14 protein-coding genes and 1 pseudogene are annotated in these 18,600 nt (G+C 39.2%); 7 read left to right on the top strand and 8 right to left on the bottom strand.

Annotated features, from left to right (window positions below):
- Positions 1-16 precede the first annotated feature (16 nt).
- A pseudogene (locus tag BN6556_RS11015) lies at positions 17-1,190 on the top strand (IS256 family transposase).
- A 129-nt stretch (positions 1,191-1,319) separates the two neighbouring features.
- On the opposite strand, the gene BN6556_RS11010 reads toward BN6556_RS11015, so the two are convergent.
- The 5 genes from BN6556_RS11010 to BN6556_RS10990 form a co-directional block, all read right to left on the bottom strand.
- Positions 1,320-1,532: a hypothetical protein gene (locus BN6556_RS11010; protein WP_066191032.1), complete on the bottom strand. Its 213-nt coding sequence runs from the start codon at positions 1,530-1,532 to the stop codon at positions 1,320-1,322.
- A 29-nt stretch (positions 1,533-1,561) separates the two neighbouring features.
- A complete protein-coding gene (locus tag BN6556_RS11005; RefSeq protein WP_066191029.1) occupies positions 1,562-2,608 on the bottom strand; it encodes an ABC transporter permease in 1,047 nt (348 codons plus the stop codon).
- A gap of 17 nt (positions 2,609-2,625) precedes the next feature.
- On the bottom strand, positions 2,626-4,128 hold the full coding sequence (locus BN6556_RS11000) for a sugar ABC transporter ATP-binding protein (protein ID WP_066191026.1): 1,503 nt from the start codon (positions 4,126-4,128) through the stop codon (positions 2,626-2,628).
- A gap of 65 nt (positions 4,129-4,193) precedes the next feature.
- Positions 4,194-5,186, bottom strand: coding sequence for an ABC transporter substrate-binding protein (locus BN6556_RS10995; RefSeq protein ID WP_235817494.1), 993 nt, complete (start codon positions 5,184-5,186; stop codon positions 4,194-4,196).
- Positions 5,187-5,692: 506 nt separating this feature from the next.
- Positions 5,693-6,442, bottom strand: coding sequence for a DUF6270 domain-containing protein (locus BN6556_RS10990; RefSeq protein ID WP_066191020.1), 750 nt, complete (start codon positions 6,440-6,442; stop codon positions 5,693-5,695).
- Positions 6,443-6,811: 369 nt separating this feature from the next.
- Here BN6556_RS10990 and BN6556_RS10985 point away from each other — a divergent pair, with 369 nt between their 5' ends.
- The 6 genes from BN6556_RS10985 (at position 6,812) to BN6556_RS10960 (ending at position 14,279) form a co-directional block, all read left to right on the top strand.
- Positions 6,812-8,737, top strand: coding sequence for a CDP-glycerol glycerophosphotransferase family protein (locus BN6556_RS10985; protein ID WP_235817493.1), 1,926 nt, complete (start codon positions 6,812-6,814; stop codon positions 8,735-8,737).
- Positions 8,738-9,017: 280 nt separating this feature from the next.
- A complete protein-coding gene (locus BN6556_RS10980; RefSeq protein WP_066191017.1) occupies positions 9,018-9,722 on the top strand; it encodes a FadR/GntR family transcriptional regulator in 705 nt (234 codons plus the stop codon).
- 202 nt (positions 9,723-9,924) lie between these two features.
- Positions 9,925-11,244, top strand: a complete 1,320-nt coding sequence (locus tag BN6556_RS10975; protein ID WP_066191012.1) for an ABC transporter substrate-binding protein — start codon at positions 9,925-9,927, stop codon at positions 11,242-11,244.
- Between the two features lie 90 nt (positions 11,245-11,334).
- Positions 11,335-12,228 (top strand): carbohydrate ABC transporter permease, encoded by an 894-nt coding sequence (locus BN6556_RS10970; protein ID WP_066191009.1) that lies wholly within the window; start codon positions 11,335-11,337, stop codon positions 12,226-12,228.
- Positions 12,215-13,057 (top strand): carbohydrate ABC transporter permease, encoded by an 843-nt coding sequence (locus tag BN6556_RS10965; RefSeq protein WP_205410323.1) that lies wholly within the window; start codon positions 12,215-12,217, stop codon positions 13,055-13,057. Before BN6556_RS10970 ends, BN6556_RS10965 begins: the two co-directional genes overlap by 14 nt.
- Before the next feature lie 22 nt (positions 13,058-13,079).
- Positions 13,080-14,279 (top strand): enolase C-terminal domain-like protein, encoded by a 1,200-nt coding sequence (locus BN6556_RS10960; protein ID WP_066191006.1) that lies wholly within the window; start codon positions 13,080-13,082, stop codon positions 14,277-14,279.
- 270 nt (positions 14,280-14,549) lie between these two features.
- Here BN6556_RS10960 and BN6556_RS10955 read toward each other — a convergent pair whose 3' ends face one another.
- Genes BN6556_RS10955 through BN6556_RS10945 form a run of 3 tightly spaced genes read right to left on the bottom strand, consistent with a single transcriptional unit; the run spans position 14,550 to position 18,583 of the window.
- Positions 14,550-16,790, bottom strand: coding sequence for an FAD-dependent oxidoreductase (locus tag BN6556_RS10955; protein ID WP_066191003.1), 2,241 nt, complete (start codon positions 16,788-16,790; stop codon positions 14,550-14,552).
- Between the two features lie 21 nt (positions 16,791-16,811).
- A complete protein-coding gene (locus BN6556_RS10950; protein WP_066191001.1) occupies positions 16,812-17,687 on the bottom strand; it encodes a carbohydrate ABC transporter permease in 876 nt (291 codons plus the stop codon).
- Positions 17,688-17,701: 14 nt separating this feature from the next.
- Positions 17,702-18,583 (bottom strand): carbohydrate ABC transporter permease, encoded by an 882-nt coding sequence (locus BN6556_RS10945; protein ID WP_066190997.1) that lies wholly within the window; start codon positions 18,581-18,583, stop codon positions 17,702-17,704.
- Between the last annotated feature and the right edge of the window lie 17 nt (positions 18,584-18,600).

Genomic DNA, 18,600 nt, shown 5'->3' with positions numbered 1-18,600 from the left:
AAAGGAGAAATGAACGATGACCCATATCCATTTTAAACTGAATTTTGAAGAATTAAAAGAAAAAGTATTAGGATCGGATTTAGAAGATGTGATGAAATCAGCGTTAGTGATTGTGCTGAATTCGTTCATGGAGAAAGAACGGGATGACTACCTAGAGGCAGCATCTTACGAAAGAACCGAAGGGCGTAAGGACTATCGCAACGGTTACTATGAGCGCGATTATAAAGTACCTGTGGGAACCTTAAAATTACATGTTCCCCGAACGAGGAAAGGGGAATTTTCCCCATCCTTGTTTGAAAAATATACACGCTCCGATCAATCCTTGGTCTTATCGATGCTGGAAATGGTGGTGAACGGGGTATCTACTCGAAAGGTCACCAATATCATGGAAGCGCTCTGTGGAGAAGGGGTGTCTAAATCCATGGTATCGAATATCACCAAGAAATTGGATCCCCTGGTCATGGAATGGGCCAATCGCCCGTTGAATGTGAAGTATTATCCCTATATCTATACCGATGCCATGTATATCAAGGTAAGAGAGCATCATAAAGTGGTCTCTAAAGCGGTGTATATTGCGGTAGGGGGTCAACGAAGAAAAGAAACGGGAAATCATCGGGATGACAGTTCAGCATGCCGAGTCGAAGGAAAGCTGGAGCCGTTTCTTGGAAAGTTTACAATCGAGAGGTCTCCAGTCGCCCAAACTGGTTATTTCGGATGCCCATGAAGGGTTAAAACAAGCCATTCAACAACGGTTCATTGGTACGAGTTGGCAGCGTTGCACGGTCCATTTCAAACGGAATCTGTTCGATACCTTGCCGAAAAAAGGGAGAGAGGAGGCCAAGAGATGGATCAAACGTGTATTTAACGCGAGCAGTGTAGAGGAAGCGCGAGCGTTAAAAGATCAGTTTTTGAAGGCGTATGAAGATCAGCCAAGATTTACGAAAGTAGGAGAATTGTTAGAAGAAGGATTTGATGATGCGGTTCAATTTATGAACGAACCCGTTGATTATCACGTGCAGTTACGGACCACCAACAATGTGGAAAGAATCAATGGAGAAGTCCGAAGAAGAGAACGAGTGATTCGCATATTTCCTAACACTCAATCCGCTTTTCGGTTAATTGGGGCCGTCCTCATGGATATCGAAGAACAATTAGACCGAGGCAATCGAATATACTTGAAAGGTACCTAAAAGCCCGCCAGCGTCGGCGCGAAAATGTGTGGAGGAAGGAGGGGGTACCCCCTCCTTCCTCCACACATTCACCATACCCTAACCGGATAAAAACATGTAAATGTATTTTACACAATAATATGGACTTGACTAAATGACGGCCGTTTGACGGGCGAAAACTAAAATAATGGCCGTCATCTTGGAAATGACGGCCGTTTGATGTGCGAATACTGAAATAATGGCCGTCATCTTGGAAATGACGGCCGTTTGATGTGCGAATACTGAAATAATGGGCGTCATCTTGGAAATGACGACCACTTCATGAGTGAAAACCAATACCATTGTCGGCATATCACCAACCATACTTGGCGGGCTTCTTTATATTCGTTCGATCATGCCGACTGTTCCTTCCTTTGCAATAGCACAGCACCGATCACAATTGCACCTTTAAAGGCATCGCGCAGCAATGGTGGGACGCCGAAGAGATTTAATAAATTATTCAATACGGCGATAATCAACATCCCATATACCGTACCTAAAATAAACCCTCTTCCTCCCATCATGCTTGTTCCACCGACAACTGCTGCAGCAATGGCATCCATCTCCATCCCGCGCCCTGAACCAGCAAAATCCATGGAGCCAATACGAGATACTTGAATGATTGCTGCAATACCGACTAACATTCCCGATAAGGCATAAACACGGAATTTCACTTTTTTCACATTAATACCAGATAGCCTTGCCGCCCTTTCGTTCGATCCAACGGCAATAATCTGGCGGCCAAATGTTGTCTTTTTTGAAATAAAATACATAATTGCCGCAATGATGATCCAATAAAGGATAGGCATAATCATCAAGTCACCGATCTTGAAATTAGAAATTTGCAAGAACTCGCTCGGTACTCGTGGAGAAGCCCCTTGCATCACATGCTGTGTCACACTACGAAACACCATCATTGCACCTAATGTGGCAATAAAAGGAGGAACCATCCCTCGCGTTACCGATACCCCAATCAGGGATCCCAATAAATAACCAAACACCATTACCAACAAAATAGTGAGTATGATAGCTGGCCAGCCCGTTATCCCGATACTGCTCAAGAGACCATTGGCTCCTGCATCCAGCAAGGTCATAGCAAACGCCCCGGTGGCAACAAGCGTTGCACCAACGGCTAAATCAATCCCGCCCGTCATAATGACAAAGGTCATCCCTAGTGCCACGATAGCAATACTGGCATTATTGCGGAGTATATTAATCCAATTGTTTGTCCAAGATTGAAACCAATCGCCAAACGTGGGATAATCAAAACCTAAAACAATCGTCTGCAGAATCACCATCACCACTAATGCGATAAAAATACTAAACAGAGGATTATTCTTCCAATGTTTTTTAAACCAATGCAGAAAATGGGTAACGCTATTTGTCGTTTGTTCTACCATAGGAATCACGCCCTTCCTTACTGTGAAATAGAAACAGTAGTCTCTCCACCAGTTGCCAGTTCCATAATCGATTGTTCCTTCATTTCTTTTCCATGCAATTCCCCTTGCAAATTGCCATGGTACATGACATATGTCCGGTTGCATAAACGCAGAATTTCATTAGCCTCGCTGGATAAAATAACAATCGCTATTCCCTCATCAGCTAAGTGCAAAATAATATCATAAATATCCTCTTTTGCCCCAACGTCCACTCCCTGTGTCGGGTTATCGAGAATTAATACCTTGGGACCTGTGGCCAGCCACTTTGCTAGCACCACCTTTTGTTGATTTCCACCTGATAGATTCGTAATATTATTAGCGTAATCTTCCATACGGATATTTAATTGTTGTTGCAGCTCCGCCAAGTTCGCTTTATGTACAGCTTGTTGAATGATGCCCCATTTAGCATATTTCTTCCAGGAAGCAATAGCGGCATTCTCTAAGATATTCATATCCTTAATAATCGCATTTTCTTTACGATTTCTTGGCAGATAAGCAATGCCTTGTTCAATAGCGGCCATCGTTGAACGAATTTTTACTGACTTCCCATAAAGATACAGCTGTCCGGAAGACAAAGGATAAGCACCAAAAATCGCTTGAAACAGTTCACTCCTGCCATCTCCTAAGAGACCAGTAAAACCAACAATCTCTCCTTGATGAAGCGAAAAGGAAATATCAGAAAAGTGCTCTTCTGACGTTAATTCCACTGCTCGTAGTACCTCTTCTCCCCGCTCTCTATCTCGAACCAACTTGTCAGTCCGCACTTCATGACCCACCATAAAACGGGCAAGATCTTTTGTCGTCACATCTGCTACTTGCCCTTGAGAAACCACTTCACCATCACGCAGTACAGAATACTGGTCACAAATCTCCATTACTTCTTGCAATTTATGCGAAATAAAAATGATACCTACCTTTTGTTCCTTTAATCGTTTCATCATCGCAAAGACACGTTCAATCTCGGTATCAGTTAACGACGCAGTGGGCTCATCCATGATAATCACCGAGGCGTCCATTACAACTGCCCGGCAGATCTCAATGATTTGCTTATAGGATGAATCCAGATGTTTTACCAATGTACGTGGATTTAAGTTCACTTGCATTCGCTCAAAGATCTTCTGCGTTTCTTGAATCATTTGCTGATGCGGAACCTTGCGGAAACTGCTTTTATAATAGCGCTCTAAAAAGATATTCTCATAGATGGGCAGATCATTAATCAGGTTTAACTCCTGATGAATAAAGGAAATCCCCCTGTTGATTGGCTGCGCTGGATCATGAAAGTCCACCTCTTCACCATCTAGGAAAATACCTCCACGATCCGGCTGATGGACACCGCCCAAAATATTCATAAGCGTTGATTTACCTGCACCATTTTCCCCTAGAAGGGCACAGATCTCTCCCTCCTTAATCGTGAGTGATACATCTTTGAGCACATGATTCGCACCAAATGATTTCTGAATATTCTTCAACTCGACAAGCATGTTACACCTCCAGTGAAACATATAGATGCGAGGGAGTACCACAACAAGCAGCACCCCCTAATCTCTTAATATGGTGAATCCGAATCTAAAAACTCTTCATAGTTATCCCGATCGACCACGGTTGTCGGAATAATCGTTTCTTGCTCCACTTCTTCTCCATTGAGTACATCCAGAGCGACATCCACCGCATCTTTTACCATAGCAGGACTATATAAAGCCGATTGAATCCAAATATCCTCATTTTCCGGCATCATTTCAAAATACTCCTGCATGCCACCTCCGCCAGTAACCACTTGGATATCCGTTCTTCCTGCTTCTTCAATTGCTTGTAACACCCCGACAGACGTTTCGTCATCCAACGAATAAACGGCATCAATTTGATCCACGGATGTTAAAATATCGGCAAAATCGGTTAGCCCTGCTTCACGCGTGAATTCTGTCGCATAAGTCATCACATTCATATCTGGAGCAATATCCGCGATGGTTTCTTCAAACCCTTTGGTACGCAGCTCCGATACAGAGCCTGAGGATGGCACTTCAAGCACCACCACATTCCCGGTTTCGCCAATTTTATCTACAATATAATTGGCCCCTTGAATTCCCATGTCCTCATTGTCACCTGATACACGATAGACGCCATCTGCATCGATCACAATATCAAAGTTGACAACCGTCATACCATTGTCAATCGCATTCTGGATCGGTACATCCATCCCTTCCCACTGCGGAAAAGCAACAATCGCATCAGCTCCCCAAGTCGTCAAGTCATCAAGCTGAGAGGTCATTTCCTCTGCATTACCACTTGTTTGTATCTGATAATCAACTTGATCGGATAGCTCTTCCACCCTGTCCTCCGCATGATAAGCAACAGCGCCGACCCATCCATGAGTTACCTCTGGAGCTAAAATACCAATCTTATACTTTTCCTCACTGCTCCCTTCCTCACCACCACTGGCTCCATCGGCATCTGCACCCGTTGAATCGTCACTGCCACACGCGGCTAATACGAACATCAATAATGCCAACATAGCTAACCAAAGAACATGCTTTTTCATCATGAACCCCTCCTTGTAAAGTAAAATGAAACGGATAATAACGAGCTGTAAACATATCAGGATGTTATCGACCATTACAACGTAGCAATGTAAGGCGCTTAGCAGTGAATGATTTCTCTATTAATAGCTATTCGTATACCCCCCTTGCTAATGCCCCCTTTCAGTGATAATATCTCTGTTTCTTGTCATTTGTGTTAGGGGTTACTTATTATATGGAGTAACCCTAATCAAATAGAACAATACCACTAAATGAAAGCGTTTTCTATACTCTAATGCATAAGTCCTAAAAAGTCAACAGATCTACCGTTATTCACGTCAGTTTGAACCATTTTTTTAAGGGAAGTTCAAATACTCGACAAAAGTAACATAGGAAAATTTCCCGTTGGGGGAGTCAGTATTCAAAGATTGGGACTATTGGTGTTTTCGAATACAATGATGTGCTGCTACTGAGGTAGATAGACGGTGACTTGATGAATTTGCACCGTCTATCATTTTTCTGTTGCTATTTGCTATATCTGCTTATCTTTTTTCTTGCGATTGATGTCTTCTAGTTGATTTACCATTTCCTGATAGTAATTTCTTTCATAATGCATTGGCCCCAGCCCCCACTTGTGTTCTTCCCAAGCTCGATAGCTCCCTTGAGGCAAACCAATCGTATGGATATTCTCAAAGTGACTTTCAAAGAAATGATAATAATGATCGAGTAACTGATTAATAGATTGATAAATTTTGGTCTTACGATCATCAAATTTCTGTACTTTTCCTGCGTTGTCTACATACTCCTCGGCAAAATATGCCTTATGTAAAATAACCTGATCCGCATGATAATATGATTTCAATTTCTCAATAAAAGCCAAACAAGCAGCATCCCAGTCCTCTATCGTTTCTGTTTTCTTCACTTCGTATCCGCCTAATAGATTTTTCAAACCAGCAGTAAGGAAATAGTTGGAGCGCGTCACATACGAGAACCCAATTTTATACAATGCAAATCGCTCATCAATGAAATCAATGATTAAATCGTGGGCTCGATGCTTCCATAACTGCTCAAAATAATCCTTGTTTATATCGGTATACACTACTCGATCTTTAAAATTTGAACCTGTCGATATATATTTCCAGTCTACCGAATAAGGTTTAGACATCATACTTTGCACAGAAGATCTCGCTTGATAATAATCCACACTATAGTTATGGTCTTCTACCAGACCAAAAATATCCCTTGATACACAACTTCCGAAAATATTATAAGTCTTCAACATACATCATCCCCTCTCCATCTATCACGCCACTAACAACCGCAAGAAGACCGCTATAGATAGTCTCGCTTTATCATACCTAAAACAACAGCGGTATTATACAGGTCCATAGAATGATTTTTAACATTTACATTGCTTTCTGTGAAGATAGATACATTCTAAGTTTCTTTTATATATGGTAATCAAATCCATCCCGGGTCTTATCCCCTGTTAAATCACCTTTATTTTGTGATAAATACCATTAATTGATAGAAATAAATGAATAGTTTCACGCATTGTCGGAAAAAATACTCTTATGTATGATGGGAGATTATAGAAGAAATACAACTAACATATGCATCTTAGTTCAATGTAGCAAAGGAGATTAACACCTTGGAACCCATTGTAAAAAAACGAGGAAAACAATTATTTTTAAAGGACGGTTTTGGTGATTTCAATCAGATTTCCTTGATGAACGGAAAACGACGGATGCCCTTCAAAAAGTTTTATGTGTATCAACATGATGAGATCGTAGTCTATCCTAACCGAGTCGATCACCATATTAAAATTCTCGAGAAACATCCGAATCCATTATTAAAAAATACTTTTGTGGTTCTATACTTGGATCCCATAGGCAGACTTTCCTTTATGATCATGAAAAGACATCGCTCTTTACCTGATGAAAAGGTATTGGAAAAGGCAGAATCAACACCGCCTCACCGTGTTTTCACTTGTGGTTTATTAGCCAATCTTTTTATCATTGGTGCCATCCGCTTTCGCTATGCCAATATGTCCGAAGTCAACATAGCCATTGGGTATGATAAGGCATTAGACTATGATTTTAAGTATTTTCTACCTCGATTCATCCGAAAAAAATTAGCTGAAAATACAAATAAATTGGTGCTTTTATCACAATTAGGTTTTTGTCGGATTAAATTATCTGAGGTTCTGCGAAAATATCAGGACAGCAGTGAAATCAATAATCCTATGTATATTAAATCGCTAACCTTGGATGGTTTAAGCTATTACTACCCCCTAAAATTCAATGGTTACGATAGATACGATAAAAATCATTATATATACAGCTCCAGAAGATATACATTAGAAAGACATCAAATACAATCTTTTCTTCGCAAGTCGATCACAGGGCAGTTGGTACTTGTGATCAGTGATTACTTAAACAAGGCGATACCAATCAAAGAGAAAGTAGCAAAATGGCTCTCTGTATTCGGCCAAAAAAGAAGCAGAGATATCTATTTTGAGAAATTTGCAAGTGGGGCCAGCGAGTCTGCCTTTGAGGTATTCCAATATGCGAAATCACAACATGACAACAAAGCAGTGTTTGTACTAGACAAATCACACGAACAATTTCAGACATTACAATCCCATTATGGCAAAGATAGTGTAGTAGCACACAATTCGGTGAAAGCTTTCTATGCCATCTTTCATGCGGATAAACTAATTTCTTCTGATCTGCCTACCCATATACTGAGAAATTTATATGACAACAGCAGACAGCTAAAAAAAGTGATTTTACAAAGCGATAAAAAAATCTTTTTGCAGCATGGGATCTCTCTTGCCACCAATGTATTTGAACGAGGCTACTATAATAGAAAGGTTCCCATTGCTCCTGATTATATTGTCACCAATTCCGACTTGGAAAGTTCCTACTTTATCCAATATCCGAAATATGAACCGAGCCAACTGATACAAAAAGGAACACCTAACTTGGATTTATATGTTCAAGAGCGCAAACAAGAAAAGCAGGAGATCAGTTTCTTATTAACCTGGAGACCTTGGGATGTGACGGGAAAAATCGAAGAAAATTCTTATATTGATCGTTATCTGCAGTTTTTTCAAATGATACAAACCCATGATTTTTATCAAGAGATTCCTGTTAATCTCATCTTACACCCGAAGGCCAAGTTATTAATTGAAAATCAATTTGCGGATGTCTATGCCTCGATTGAGAAATTCATTTACGAAGGAGATATTAAAGACGCCCTGTTACGATCTAAGGTCGTTATTACCGATTATTCCTCTATTTGTTATTATGCCTTCGCTGGCGGCAGTAATATTATCTATTTCTGGGGCGACAAAGCATTAGCCGAGCAGGAATATGGAGCGCCAAACATCTTGCAAGAAGAGAATTGTTTTGGTGATGTGGTCTACCATGTAGACGAACAGCTTCATCATGCCATCTTAACCAATTATCACCGAGAACAGCCCGATCAATATGTGCAAAACTATGCTGAATTGGTGGAATATACGGATGGGGATAATACGAAGAATGTGTATAGGGCGATTCAGGCTATTTGATAAGCATTTGAAATGGTTAACAGGTGAAGTTCATGCAATATATTTGCTTCATCTGTTGACATTTGGTTTATCCTATTTTTTAGGCAATTTATAGATATAAACTTATACTCATTACACACTGTGACATTTATTATAAATACTAGAACTAAATAGACTATTTTAACAATAGAAGCGATAAAAGAAAACGCATGCAAAAAAACTATTGACTTCTATCTTTTACGATGATACTATACAAATTAACTTGTATGACAACTTACAGCGAAAGTGCAGTTGATTAATAATGGATATCAAATCAATTAAAAAAACAAACATCGTGGAAGAAGTGTTCCAACAAATCATACAACAAATTCAAAATGGTGAATGGCAAGTTGGCGATAAACTACCTTCCGAAAACCAGCTATGTGAAATGTTCAGTGTTAGTCGAATTAGTGTTAGAAGTGCTATGCAAAAACTGAGACAAATGGGAATCATTACGACTAAACAAGGACAAGGGTCCTTTGTCTCAGGAATCAATCATGCAGAAATGATAAGCAACGCTATGCCAACTATGGATATAAGCGAAAAAGAATTGTTAGATATTCTCGAATTCCGTGAGATTATTGAGTTTAAATGTATTGACCTAGCTACCGAAAGAGCAACAGATGAAGATATAAAGGAATTAGAATTGGCCCTTGAAAAAATGCTTAATAATAAAGACGATTATAAGCGATACACTCAGGCGGACTTCGAGTTCCATTTAACGGTTGCCAAAGCTTCCAAGAATCAATTTTTATATGCCGTTATGAAAAACACAAAGGCTTACTACTATTATCTCGAAGAGTTAAACAGAGTATTTGGTGTAGATCATAAGACACTCGAAGGAGATTCTATTGATGGTCATATAGAACAGCTTAATTGTATAAAGAATAGAGATCCTGAAGGGGTTAAAAATATACTTAGAAAAAGCATGGCTCAAAATTTAAGAGATTACAGAGCTTCTAAGTAAGCTTTGTTTTTTATATAACTTGTATGACAACTTACAAGTTTGATTATTTATTTAAAGGGGGTGATGATAATGGCTGTTGAATATGTTATTTAAATAATTTTATTGTTCCTATTACGGTTTTTCAATTATTAATATTTGATTTTTACTGCTTAAACTTGTAAGACAACATATAAGTTATACCACTTTCAAGGAGGTTATTTTAATGAAGGTTACTAAAATGAATACAAGTATTTTAATCATATTTCTTTGTACGCTAATCTTATCGGCTTGTAATACAAATAATGAAAGCGCTAACTCTACAGAAGAGAATGATGGTAAGACTGTTTTGGAATTTATGTCTGTTTCTCAAACAGAACAACCTGATGGTGAGAATGAATTAACATTAGCGGAAGAATACATGGAAGAAAATCCTGATATTGAAATAAGATTTACATCCGTCCCTATGAATGACCTTTTTGCAAAATTAACTACTTTGGCTACTAGTAATGATTTACCAGATGCATTTAGTATGACACCTGAATTCTTACATACTGCGGATGATATGGGAATGCTAGCCAATTTATCAGAATTATATGATGACGAATATTTGGATGGTTTCATACCAAATATTCGAGAAGAAGTTTCTATTGATGGCGACATGAAGATGCAGCCTTGGGTAGCAAACCCTGTTTCTTTAATCTACCGAGGAGATTGGTTTGAGGAAGAAGGGATAGAAGCACCCAAAACATGGGATGAATTTATTGAAGCAGCCGAGACATTCACGAAAGACACTAATGACGATGGAGAAATCGACCAATGGGGCTTTGGAATGATTGGAACAAATAATGGCTCTGGTGCCAGCCGATTTGTGACTGTACTTCGATCATTTGGGGCTAAAGAAGTAAGACAAGATGAGAATGGCGAGTGGATAACCGACTTAAATACACCTGAATCTCAAGAAGCCTTTCAGCTTTATGGTGATTTAGTAAATGAATATGGCGTTGTCCCTCCTGGTCCAACTGAAACTGGTTTTCCTGAAGCAGCTAGCATGATGGCGAATAATCAAACAGCAATGCTGATCTCCGGTCCTAATGCGTTGGGTGGTATATATTCAGAAAACCCTGATCTAGAAGGAAAACTATATAGTGTGCCATTACCTAAATCAGAAAGCGGTGAGAACGTATCTACAAATGGATTATTTGGCTATGCTATATCCGAACAAAGCGAACATAAAGAGGAAATAGCTGATTATCTAAAATTTATTGTATCTAAAGAAAAAGCCTTGTGGTGGAATGGTGAAAGTGGACGATTACCTACTCGAACAGAATTAGAAGACCATGAACAACTACAAACCAAAGAAATGGCAGGGTTTGCAGAAGCTATTCAATATGCCTTTCCAATTCCAAGAATCAGTTCATACAATCAATTTTACGACATTGTTGGCTCAACCTATCAAAACATTATTGCTAATGGTGAAGATGTAGAGACTGCAACAGAAAATGCAGAAACGCGAGCAAATGAAATCATAAATCAGGCTGAATAAAAAACTTATATTTATTAAAGGGAGATTCTCCATTTCCAGAAAAGACAATCTCCCTTTATATCATTTCTTATCAAGTAAAGGGTGATTGTTATGCACAAAAATAACCTTAGAAACCTCATTCAAGGCGAACAATGGAGTGGCTATGGTTTCACATTTCCATCGCTCGTTGTTCTATTATTATTGGTCACGTACCCACTGCTTTATGGTACATATATCAGTTTCTTTGATACAAATTTAGTGAACAAATGGGATTTTATAGGTATAGAAAATTATACTCGTATCTTCTCTAACATGGAATTTCTCAGAAGTATTGGACTAACACTACTTTATTCTATTTTAGTTATTGCTGGACATTTTATTGTTGGGATCGCATTCGGATTAATTCTGAATATGAAATTACGAGGCATTTTATTGTTTAGAGCATTATTGATTGTACCTTGGTTACTTCCTGAAGTAGTAGTTGCCTTGCTTTGGAAATGGTTATTCAATCCTGTATACGGATTATTTAATCATTACTTAATGCTATTCAACATTACCTCTGAACCCATTTCTTGGCTAGGTCAAGAAACAGCAGCCTTTACTGCAATTGTCCTAGTAAGTATTTGGAAAGGTTACCCGCTTATTATGATGATGGTACTGGCAGGTCTTCAGTCTATTTCTCAAGAACAATATGAAGCTGCAAAAATCGATGGTGCAAACTTGTTTCAAAGCTTTCGATATATTACGATTCCTGGGCTTATGCCCGTATTGCTTGTATCACTGATTTTGGATACTGTTTGGTGGTTCAAGCACTTCACCATGATCTGGATTCTTACTCAAGGCGGACCGGGGGCTGCAACCAATATCATTAGTATCGATATTTTCAAACAGGCTTTTGAGTTCTTTAATTTTGGAAGGGCATCAGCCATGGCTGTCATTGTGTTTTTTATATGTCTCTTTATTGGATTAACCTATAGGAGGATTTTAGGCGATGATGACAATTAATAGAAAAAAAACATTATTTAATAGTTGTATGTACTTATTGCTTATCCTAGCCTCGTTAACTGTATTAATTCCAACGTTGTGGATGCTGTCAACGGCTCTAAAACCTGAAGGGGAAGTAATGGTCTCTCCTCCTCAGTGGATTCCCGATAATATTACAATATCAGCTTTTATCAATGTATGGAAAAACTACCCTTTTGCACAATATTTTTATAATAGCATCATTATTGTTGGAGTCTCTACTTTCGTCTCTTTACTTTTTTCTTCATTAGCTGGATATGGTGCTTCAAGATTCCGTTTTCGTGGCAGGGGATCATTTCTTACTTTTTTATTGATCACGCAAATGTTTCCTTCTATTATGCTTTTAATCCCTTTCTATCAGGTATTGAATTCACTGAATTTGATTGATACGCATATGGGGTTGATTCTTGTGTATGTTTCATTCAGTATACCATTCTGTACCTGGATGATGGTGGGATTCTTCCAAAGTATTCCGAAAGAATTGGATGAAGCTGCCAGAATTGATGGATGTGGACGCATTCGTACTTTTGTACAAATCATACTACCACTATCCCTACCAGGACTAGCTTCTACAGCTATTTATTCATTTTTATTAGGATGGAATGAATATATGTTTGCTTTGATTTTAACAAATTCTGACGCTATGCGAACACTACCTGTCGGAATAGCTGAATTAAATGGATTCTATAAAATTATGTGGAATGAGTTAATGGCAGCTTCTTTTCTATCAAGTATTCCATTACTCATCTTGTTTATCTTTATGCAAAAATATTTTATCAGTAGTTTAACAGCTGGATCCGTTAAACAATAAAATTAGAATAGGAGCTACAGATATGGATATTACAATAAAAGACGTCAAAACAATACTCACAGCACCACAAGGAGTGAATCTCGTTGTAGTGAAAATCTATACTTCAGAACCAGAAATATATGGACTAGGATGTGCAACATTTACGCAAAGACACCTAAACGTTGCCTTAGCAGTTGAAAAATACCTTAAACCATTTTTAATAGGGAAAGATGTACAACGAATTGAAGATATATGGCAAACAGCAATGGTTAGCGGTTATTGGAGAAATGGGCCTGAATTTAACAATGCCGTGTCAGGAGTTGATATGGCATTATGGGATATTAAAGGAAAGATAGCAGGTCTCCCTGTATATCAGCTGCTTGGCGGAAAATGTAGGGAAGCTGCCATCGTATATAAACACGCTGAGGGTGATTCAAAAGAAGAAGTAGCCGAAAATGTGCAGCGATTTATGGATGAAGGTTACCAGTACATACGTTGCCAAGTAGGAGGATATGGTGGCGGGAAATCTAAAATTAATACGCCAATCAACGCCCTCCCAGGTGCCTACTTTGAACCGAAGACATATATGAGAAATGTAGTCGATATGTTTGAATACTTACGTAACAAATTCGGCTGGGATATTGATTTTATCCATGATGTTCATGAACGTCTATCACCGACTGAAGCCATGCAATTCGCCAAGAGACTAGAACCTTATCAACTTTACTATTTAGAGGATGCTCTTCCTCCTGAACAGATTAGTTGGTTTGAACAAATCAGGCAACACTCCTCCACTCCAATAGCGATGGGAGAATTATTTAATAACCCTAACGAATGGCTCTCCCTTATTTCTAATCGTATGATTGATTTTATTAGAGTACATGTTAGTCAAATTGGAGGGATAACACCTGCAAAAAAACTGTCTATTATAAGTGAGGCATTTGGTGTTCGTACAGCTTGGCATGGTCCACATGATGTATCGCCGGTTGGTCATGCAGCAAACATTCATCTCGACGTCAGTTCCATGGCCTTCGGTATTCAGGAATGGCAAGGATTTGATGATTTGATTCATGAAATGTTCCCAGGTAGCCCTGTGGAGAAAAATGGTTATGTTTACCCTAACGATTTGCCGGGTCTTGGAATTGATATTAATGAAGAACTTGCAAAGAAATATCCTTGTGATAGTAAGATACCGGATTGGACTTTAGCCCGGTTGTTTGATGGAAGTCCGGCGAGACCTTAAAAAGCAAAGCAAACAGACAATCGCTACTAAACATGATAGTGATTGTCTGTTCTCTATGCTGGATTAAGATACTTAAATGGAAACCTCTATCCTCTTCCGATTCCGAAAAAACACCATCTCTTGAAAACCAATTCCTCTCAAACGCTGACGCACAGCTTCCCAATCATCCCCTACCCGTTCTGGATTATAATTTGATTCCTTTTTTCAAAAGCCGTTATTTTTCTTTGTGAAAAAAAGGAGTAACCCCAATAACAAGTTACTCCTCCTCACTTAGCCGTACACTCGAACCTCTACAACCTCTGCATGCGGACTTCCATTGGTTTCATGAATAACAAGCCTGCATTGAGACGTTTTATCAGTGTGATTCAGATAATGTACCTGTTTCCGTTTACGATTATGATCTACCTCAACTACCGTTCTCCATTTCTGATCTACCAGCACTTGAACCTCATAATTTTTCACTAGTTCAGGGATAATATCGAATGGTGTACGATGATGGTGCAAGTTAATAAGATCCTCGTTTACATCATCATTCCAAGTGAGGTGAATTTCACGTATCGATACCTCACGATCCCACTTCAATGTCAGCCATTCCTCTGTTTTGTTCATCACATCTGACTTCCAAAGGTTTGGTCCACGATAAGGGCGTTGCAATCCATTTGTTACTTTAGCAGGCGCATAAGCAGCTGTTTTCCCTTGGACTTGGAAACAAAATGGCTTCCTCACACAATTTTTCATGGACCACTTGGTAATAGAGCTTTTCTCATTTTCAAAGAGTCCCGTTGTTTTCGCGTCACCAACATCCTCAAAAGATAATACTCCTGTAACAGGTTGATCTGAACGATGCAACGCTACATCTGGATTTTCTTTTACAATCACAAATGCATTTTGTCGCTCAGACGGATGCCAATGAATATCCACTGACACCCACTCAGCCTCCCCTGGCTTTACTTCGATCGTCTTCTTGTCGATCATATGATGTGGGATATAATTTTGCGGCTTACCAGTATCCCATAACTCAATCGTTAATTCAGTTGACTTCTTAGCAGTAACTTTCAGTTCGATGCCTTCCATTTGCAATTCAACAGGAAATAAAAATGCAACATCTTTCTCTAGTTGATATGTTTCCGCAGCATGGGTTACCTGTATCGTCTCACACGTGCTAGAAGCCGTAATTTCTGCTTGTCTAGCCAAATCTTCTGTTTGCTCATTTTTTATCCCGATTACAGAAGCATCTTGTTTTAATAGCGTTTGTTGCAGCTCTTTGATATAGTGATCGTGTATTTCACGAGGTGTCATCCTCTTCTCCACTGCATAAGCGGCTCCCGTACCAGCCGCTTCTCCTATTACCGCACATGTAGCCATTACTCTCGTCGATCCAAAAGCAACGTGAGAGGCACTAATATTTCGACCAGCAAACAACAAATTATCCACATTTTTCGAATAAAGCGACCGAAAAGGAATATGATAGATACCGTCTGCTTGTAAATGCTTGGAACCGCTAGTCTCTGCATACATACCAGCTGGCGGGTGTAGATCAATAGACCATCCGCCAAACGCAACTCGATCAGCAAATTCAACTTGCTCCACAATGTCATTTTGCGTCAGGGTATAATCTCCTACGAAACGCCGGTATTCTCGTTTACCTGGGATCGCTCCAACCCACTCCAATGTCATATTTTCCGCCTCAAATTTACCGGAATTCTTAATATAATCCCAAATTCCATAAATAACCGACCACAGTTCATCTCTAATTCTAGCATCCTCGTGAACTGTATCTAATTCACCTCCCCATTCAATCCACCAATAATAACAGCCAGAATCGCCGCTCCTAATGATTCTTCGCTCAGGAATCGATGTAGTAGTGATATCTTTTGCAAAACTAGGAGCTACATATTTCACAGGATGCCCTTCATCCCTTGTGTAAAAGAGAATCGTACTTCCTAGTGTAATCTCATCACTTTGATCAGGCGCCCACGCTTCATTGTATTCAGACTTAGCTTCCCTGCCAATACGATAGGTGGCTCTCGCTAAAAAGCCAATTAAACCATCGCCAGTACAATCAAGATAAACCGGACTTTCAAATCGAATATGTCTTTCTGACCCCATCATCCAACCCGTTACGGAATGAATCGTTCGGCTATCTTCTTTTCCACTTGATTCAATCTCTCGCACATCGGTATTCAGAAACAATTCAATATTGGATTCTGCTTTCACCTTTTCTAAAATAATTAGATCCCACATATAGGGATTACCATCGGGATTACGGTATTGATTTTCGACAAACATCTCCCCCATAATTCCCGTTTCTCTGGCATAGCGATTCACGCCGTGCTTTGTTGCACCAACTACCCAAACCCTTACTTCACTGCTGGAATTCCCGCCTAAGACAGGCCGATTCTGTATCAGAGCTACCTTTTTCCCTAGTCTAGCTGCTGCCACGGCTGCACATACACCTGCAAGTCCTCCGCCAACTACCGTAATATCCTTTTTTACGATTTCGTATTTCATTTATTTGCACCTCTATTCTCTTTATCCTTTCACTGCAGAACTAGCTACACTTTGAATGATATACTTCTGCCCAATGAAAAAGATAATAATCATTGGTATGATCGCTGCTGAAGCTGCTGCCATCATACCGTTATAGTCAATAGAAAATTCATGGACAAAGTTTTGTAAGCCGAGTGGAACGGTAAATAACTGCTCACTGATCAAGAACACCAATGCATCCTCATAATTATTCCAGTTCCATGAAAAATCAATAATCGCAAACGTCACAATCGCAGGCTTAGCCAGAGGTAGAAATATTTGAAAAAAGATTCGAAAATGACCTGCCCCATCGATAAAAGCTGACTCTGATATTTCCTTAGGAACTCCTAAGAAAAACTGCCTTAGGTAAAAAACACCAAAAATCGTGACAAAAGATGGCAAGATTAAAGCCCAATGTGTATTATAAATCCCTGCCCAGTCAAACATGATAAACTTTGGTACGAACAAGACTTGTGGCGGCACCATCATCATCGATAAATATAAGAAAAACAACAGGTCTCTTCCTTTAAAGGAAATACGCGCAAATCCATAAGCAGCTAGTGACCCAATAATAATGGCACCACCCGTGCCTATTACAGCTACCTTAAGCGAATTAAAATAGTAGTGAGCAAAATTATTATCTACCCATACTTTGATATGATGCTCAAAACTTGGACTGTCTGGTATCCATTGAATCGGAAAAACAAATACCTCTGATGGTGATTTTAACGATGTACTTAACATCCAAATAAAGGGTAATATCATAAAGATAGCCAAGATAGCCATAATAATAGTGGTTACAATTTTTTTGATATTCATTTTAGATAACCCACTTCTTACTTCCGTTCGGTCTAATGCTTTTGCTCGAGATATCGACATATTCCTTGACTCCTTTACTGATAGTACACCCATTTCTTTTGGATATACCATTGAATTAATGTCACAATCAGGATAATGATAAATAATACAACGGCAATTGCGGAAGCATACCCTAGTTCATAATACCGAAAGGCATTCTGATATACATATAAGGCAAGTACATTCGTACTATCACCAGGGCCTCCACCTGTTAAGGCATGAATTAGCCCGAAGTTCTTAAAGGTATTGATAAAACCAATAATCAATAGAAAGAAAGTGATAGGGCTAACCAATGGAAAGGTAATAAACAAATTGATATGCCAAAACTTAGCTCCATCCACTCTGGCCGCTTCCTCTAATTCTGCCGGCACATTCTGTAACGCTGCCAAAAATATAATCACATTGAAGCCTAGGATAAACCAAACCGACATTAAATTAATCGCATGCATGGCTGTATCTCCAGCCGCTAACCAACTTGGTGGATTACTTATTCCTATCGCCCTTAATGTTTCATTAATCGGGCCATTGCTAGGATTCATAAGCAACATCCAGACAAAAGCTATCGCAATACTACTTGTAATATACGGTAGAAAGAACATAGCCCTTAATGTATTGCGCATATATACCATCCGATTTAATATAACTGCCACGATAAATGCCAACCCAACCGAAACAGGTACATGCAACAGATAAATTCCGGTATTCTTAATTGTAGTGAAAAACAAACTATCCTCCAGCATGTCCATAAAATTAGATATGCCGATAAATTCTGTATTGATTCCGCTTGGACCACTCCAGTTGGTAAATGCTAATACCACAGAAAATAGCAAAGGAAATGCAAAAAATATCGTCACACCTATGACACTAGGTAATATAAAGAGATAACCAATCAGCCTTTGCCTCTTCATCCATCCCATAACCACGCACTCCTTGT

Source organism: Gracilibacillus timonensis, assembly GCF_900086715.1.
GTDB classification, from domain to species: domain Bacteria; phylum Bacillota; class Bacilli; order Bacillales; family Amphibacillaceae; genus Gracilibacillus; species Gracilibacillus timonensis.
The sequence above is the reverse complement of the archived record's forward strand: the minus strand, read 5'-3'. Positions and strand labels throughout refer to the sequence as shown.

Excerpts from the sequence above, each read along its gene's own strand:
- BN6556_RS11010 (WP_066191032.1), bottom strand. The coding sequence starts at position 1,532 with ATGGTTGGTGATATGCCGACAATGGTATTGGTTTTCACTCATGAAGTG.
- BN6556_RS11005 (WP_066191029.1), bottom strand. The coding sequence starts at position 2,608 with ATGGTAGAACAAACGACAAATAGCGTTACCCATTTTCTGCATTGGTTT.
- BN6556_RS11000 (WP_066191026.1), bottom strand. The coding sequence starts at position 4,128 with ATGCTTGTCGAGTTGAAGAATATTCAGAAATCATTTGGTGCGAATCAT.
- BN6556_RS10995 (WP_235817494.1), bottom strand. The coding sequence starts at position 5,186 with ATGATGAAAAAGCATGTTCTTTGGTTAGCTATGTTGGCATTATTGATG.
- BN6556_RS10990 (WP_066191020.1), bottom strand. The coding sequence starts at position 6,442 with ATGTTGAAGACTTATAATATTTTCGGAAGTTGTGTATCAAGGGATATT.
- BN6556_RS10980 (WP_066191017.1), top strand. The coding sequence starts at position 9,018 with ATGGATATCAAATCAATTAAAAAAACAAACATCGTGGAAGAAGTGTTC.
- BN6556_RS10975 (WP_066191012.1), top strand. The coding sequence starts at position 9,925 with ATGAAGGTTACTAAAATGAATACAAGTATTTTAATCATATTTCTTTGT.
- BN6556_RS10970 (WP_066191009.1), top strand. The coding sequence starts at position 11,335 with ATGCACAAAAATAACCTTAGAAACCTCATTCAAGGCGAACAATGGAGT.
- BN6556_RS10965 (WP_205410323.1), top strand. The coding sequence starts at position 12,215 with ATGATGACAATTAATAGAAAAAAAACATTATTTAATAGTTGTATGTAC.
- BN6556_RS10960 (WP_066191006.1), top strand. The coding sequence starts at position 13,080 with ATGGATATTACAATAAAAGACGTCAAAACAATACTCACAGCACCACAA.
- BN6556_RS10955 (WP_066191003.1), bottom strand. The coding sequence starts at position 16,790 with ATGAAATACGAAATCGTAAAAAAGGATATTACGGTAGTTGGCGGAGGA.
- BN6556_RS10950 (WP_066191001.1), bottom strand. The coding sequence starts at position 17,687 with ATGTCGATATCTCGAGCAAAAGCATTAGACCGAACGGAAGTAAGAAGT.
- BN6556_RS10945 (WP_066190997.1), bottom strand. The coding sequence starts at position 18,583 with ATGGGATGGATGAAGAGGCAAAGGCTGATTGGTTATCTCTTTATATTA.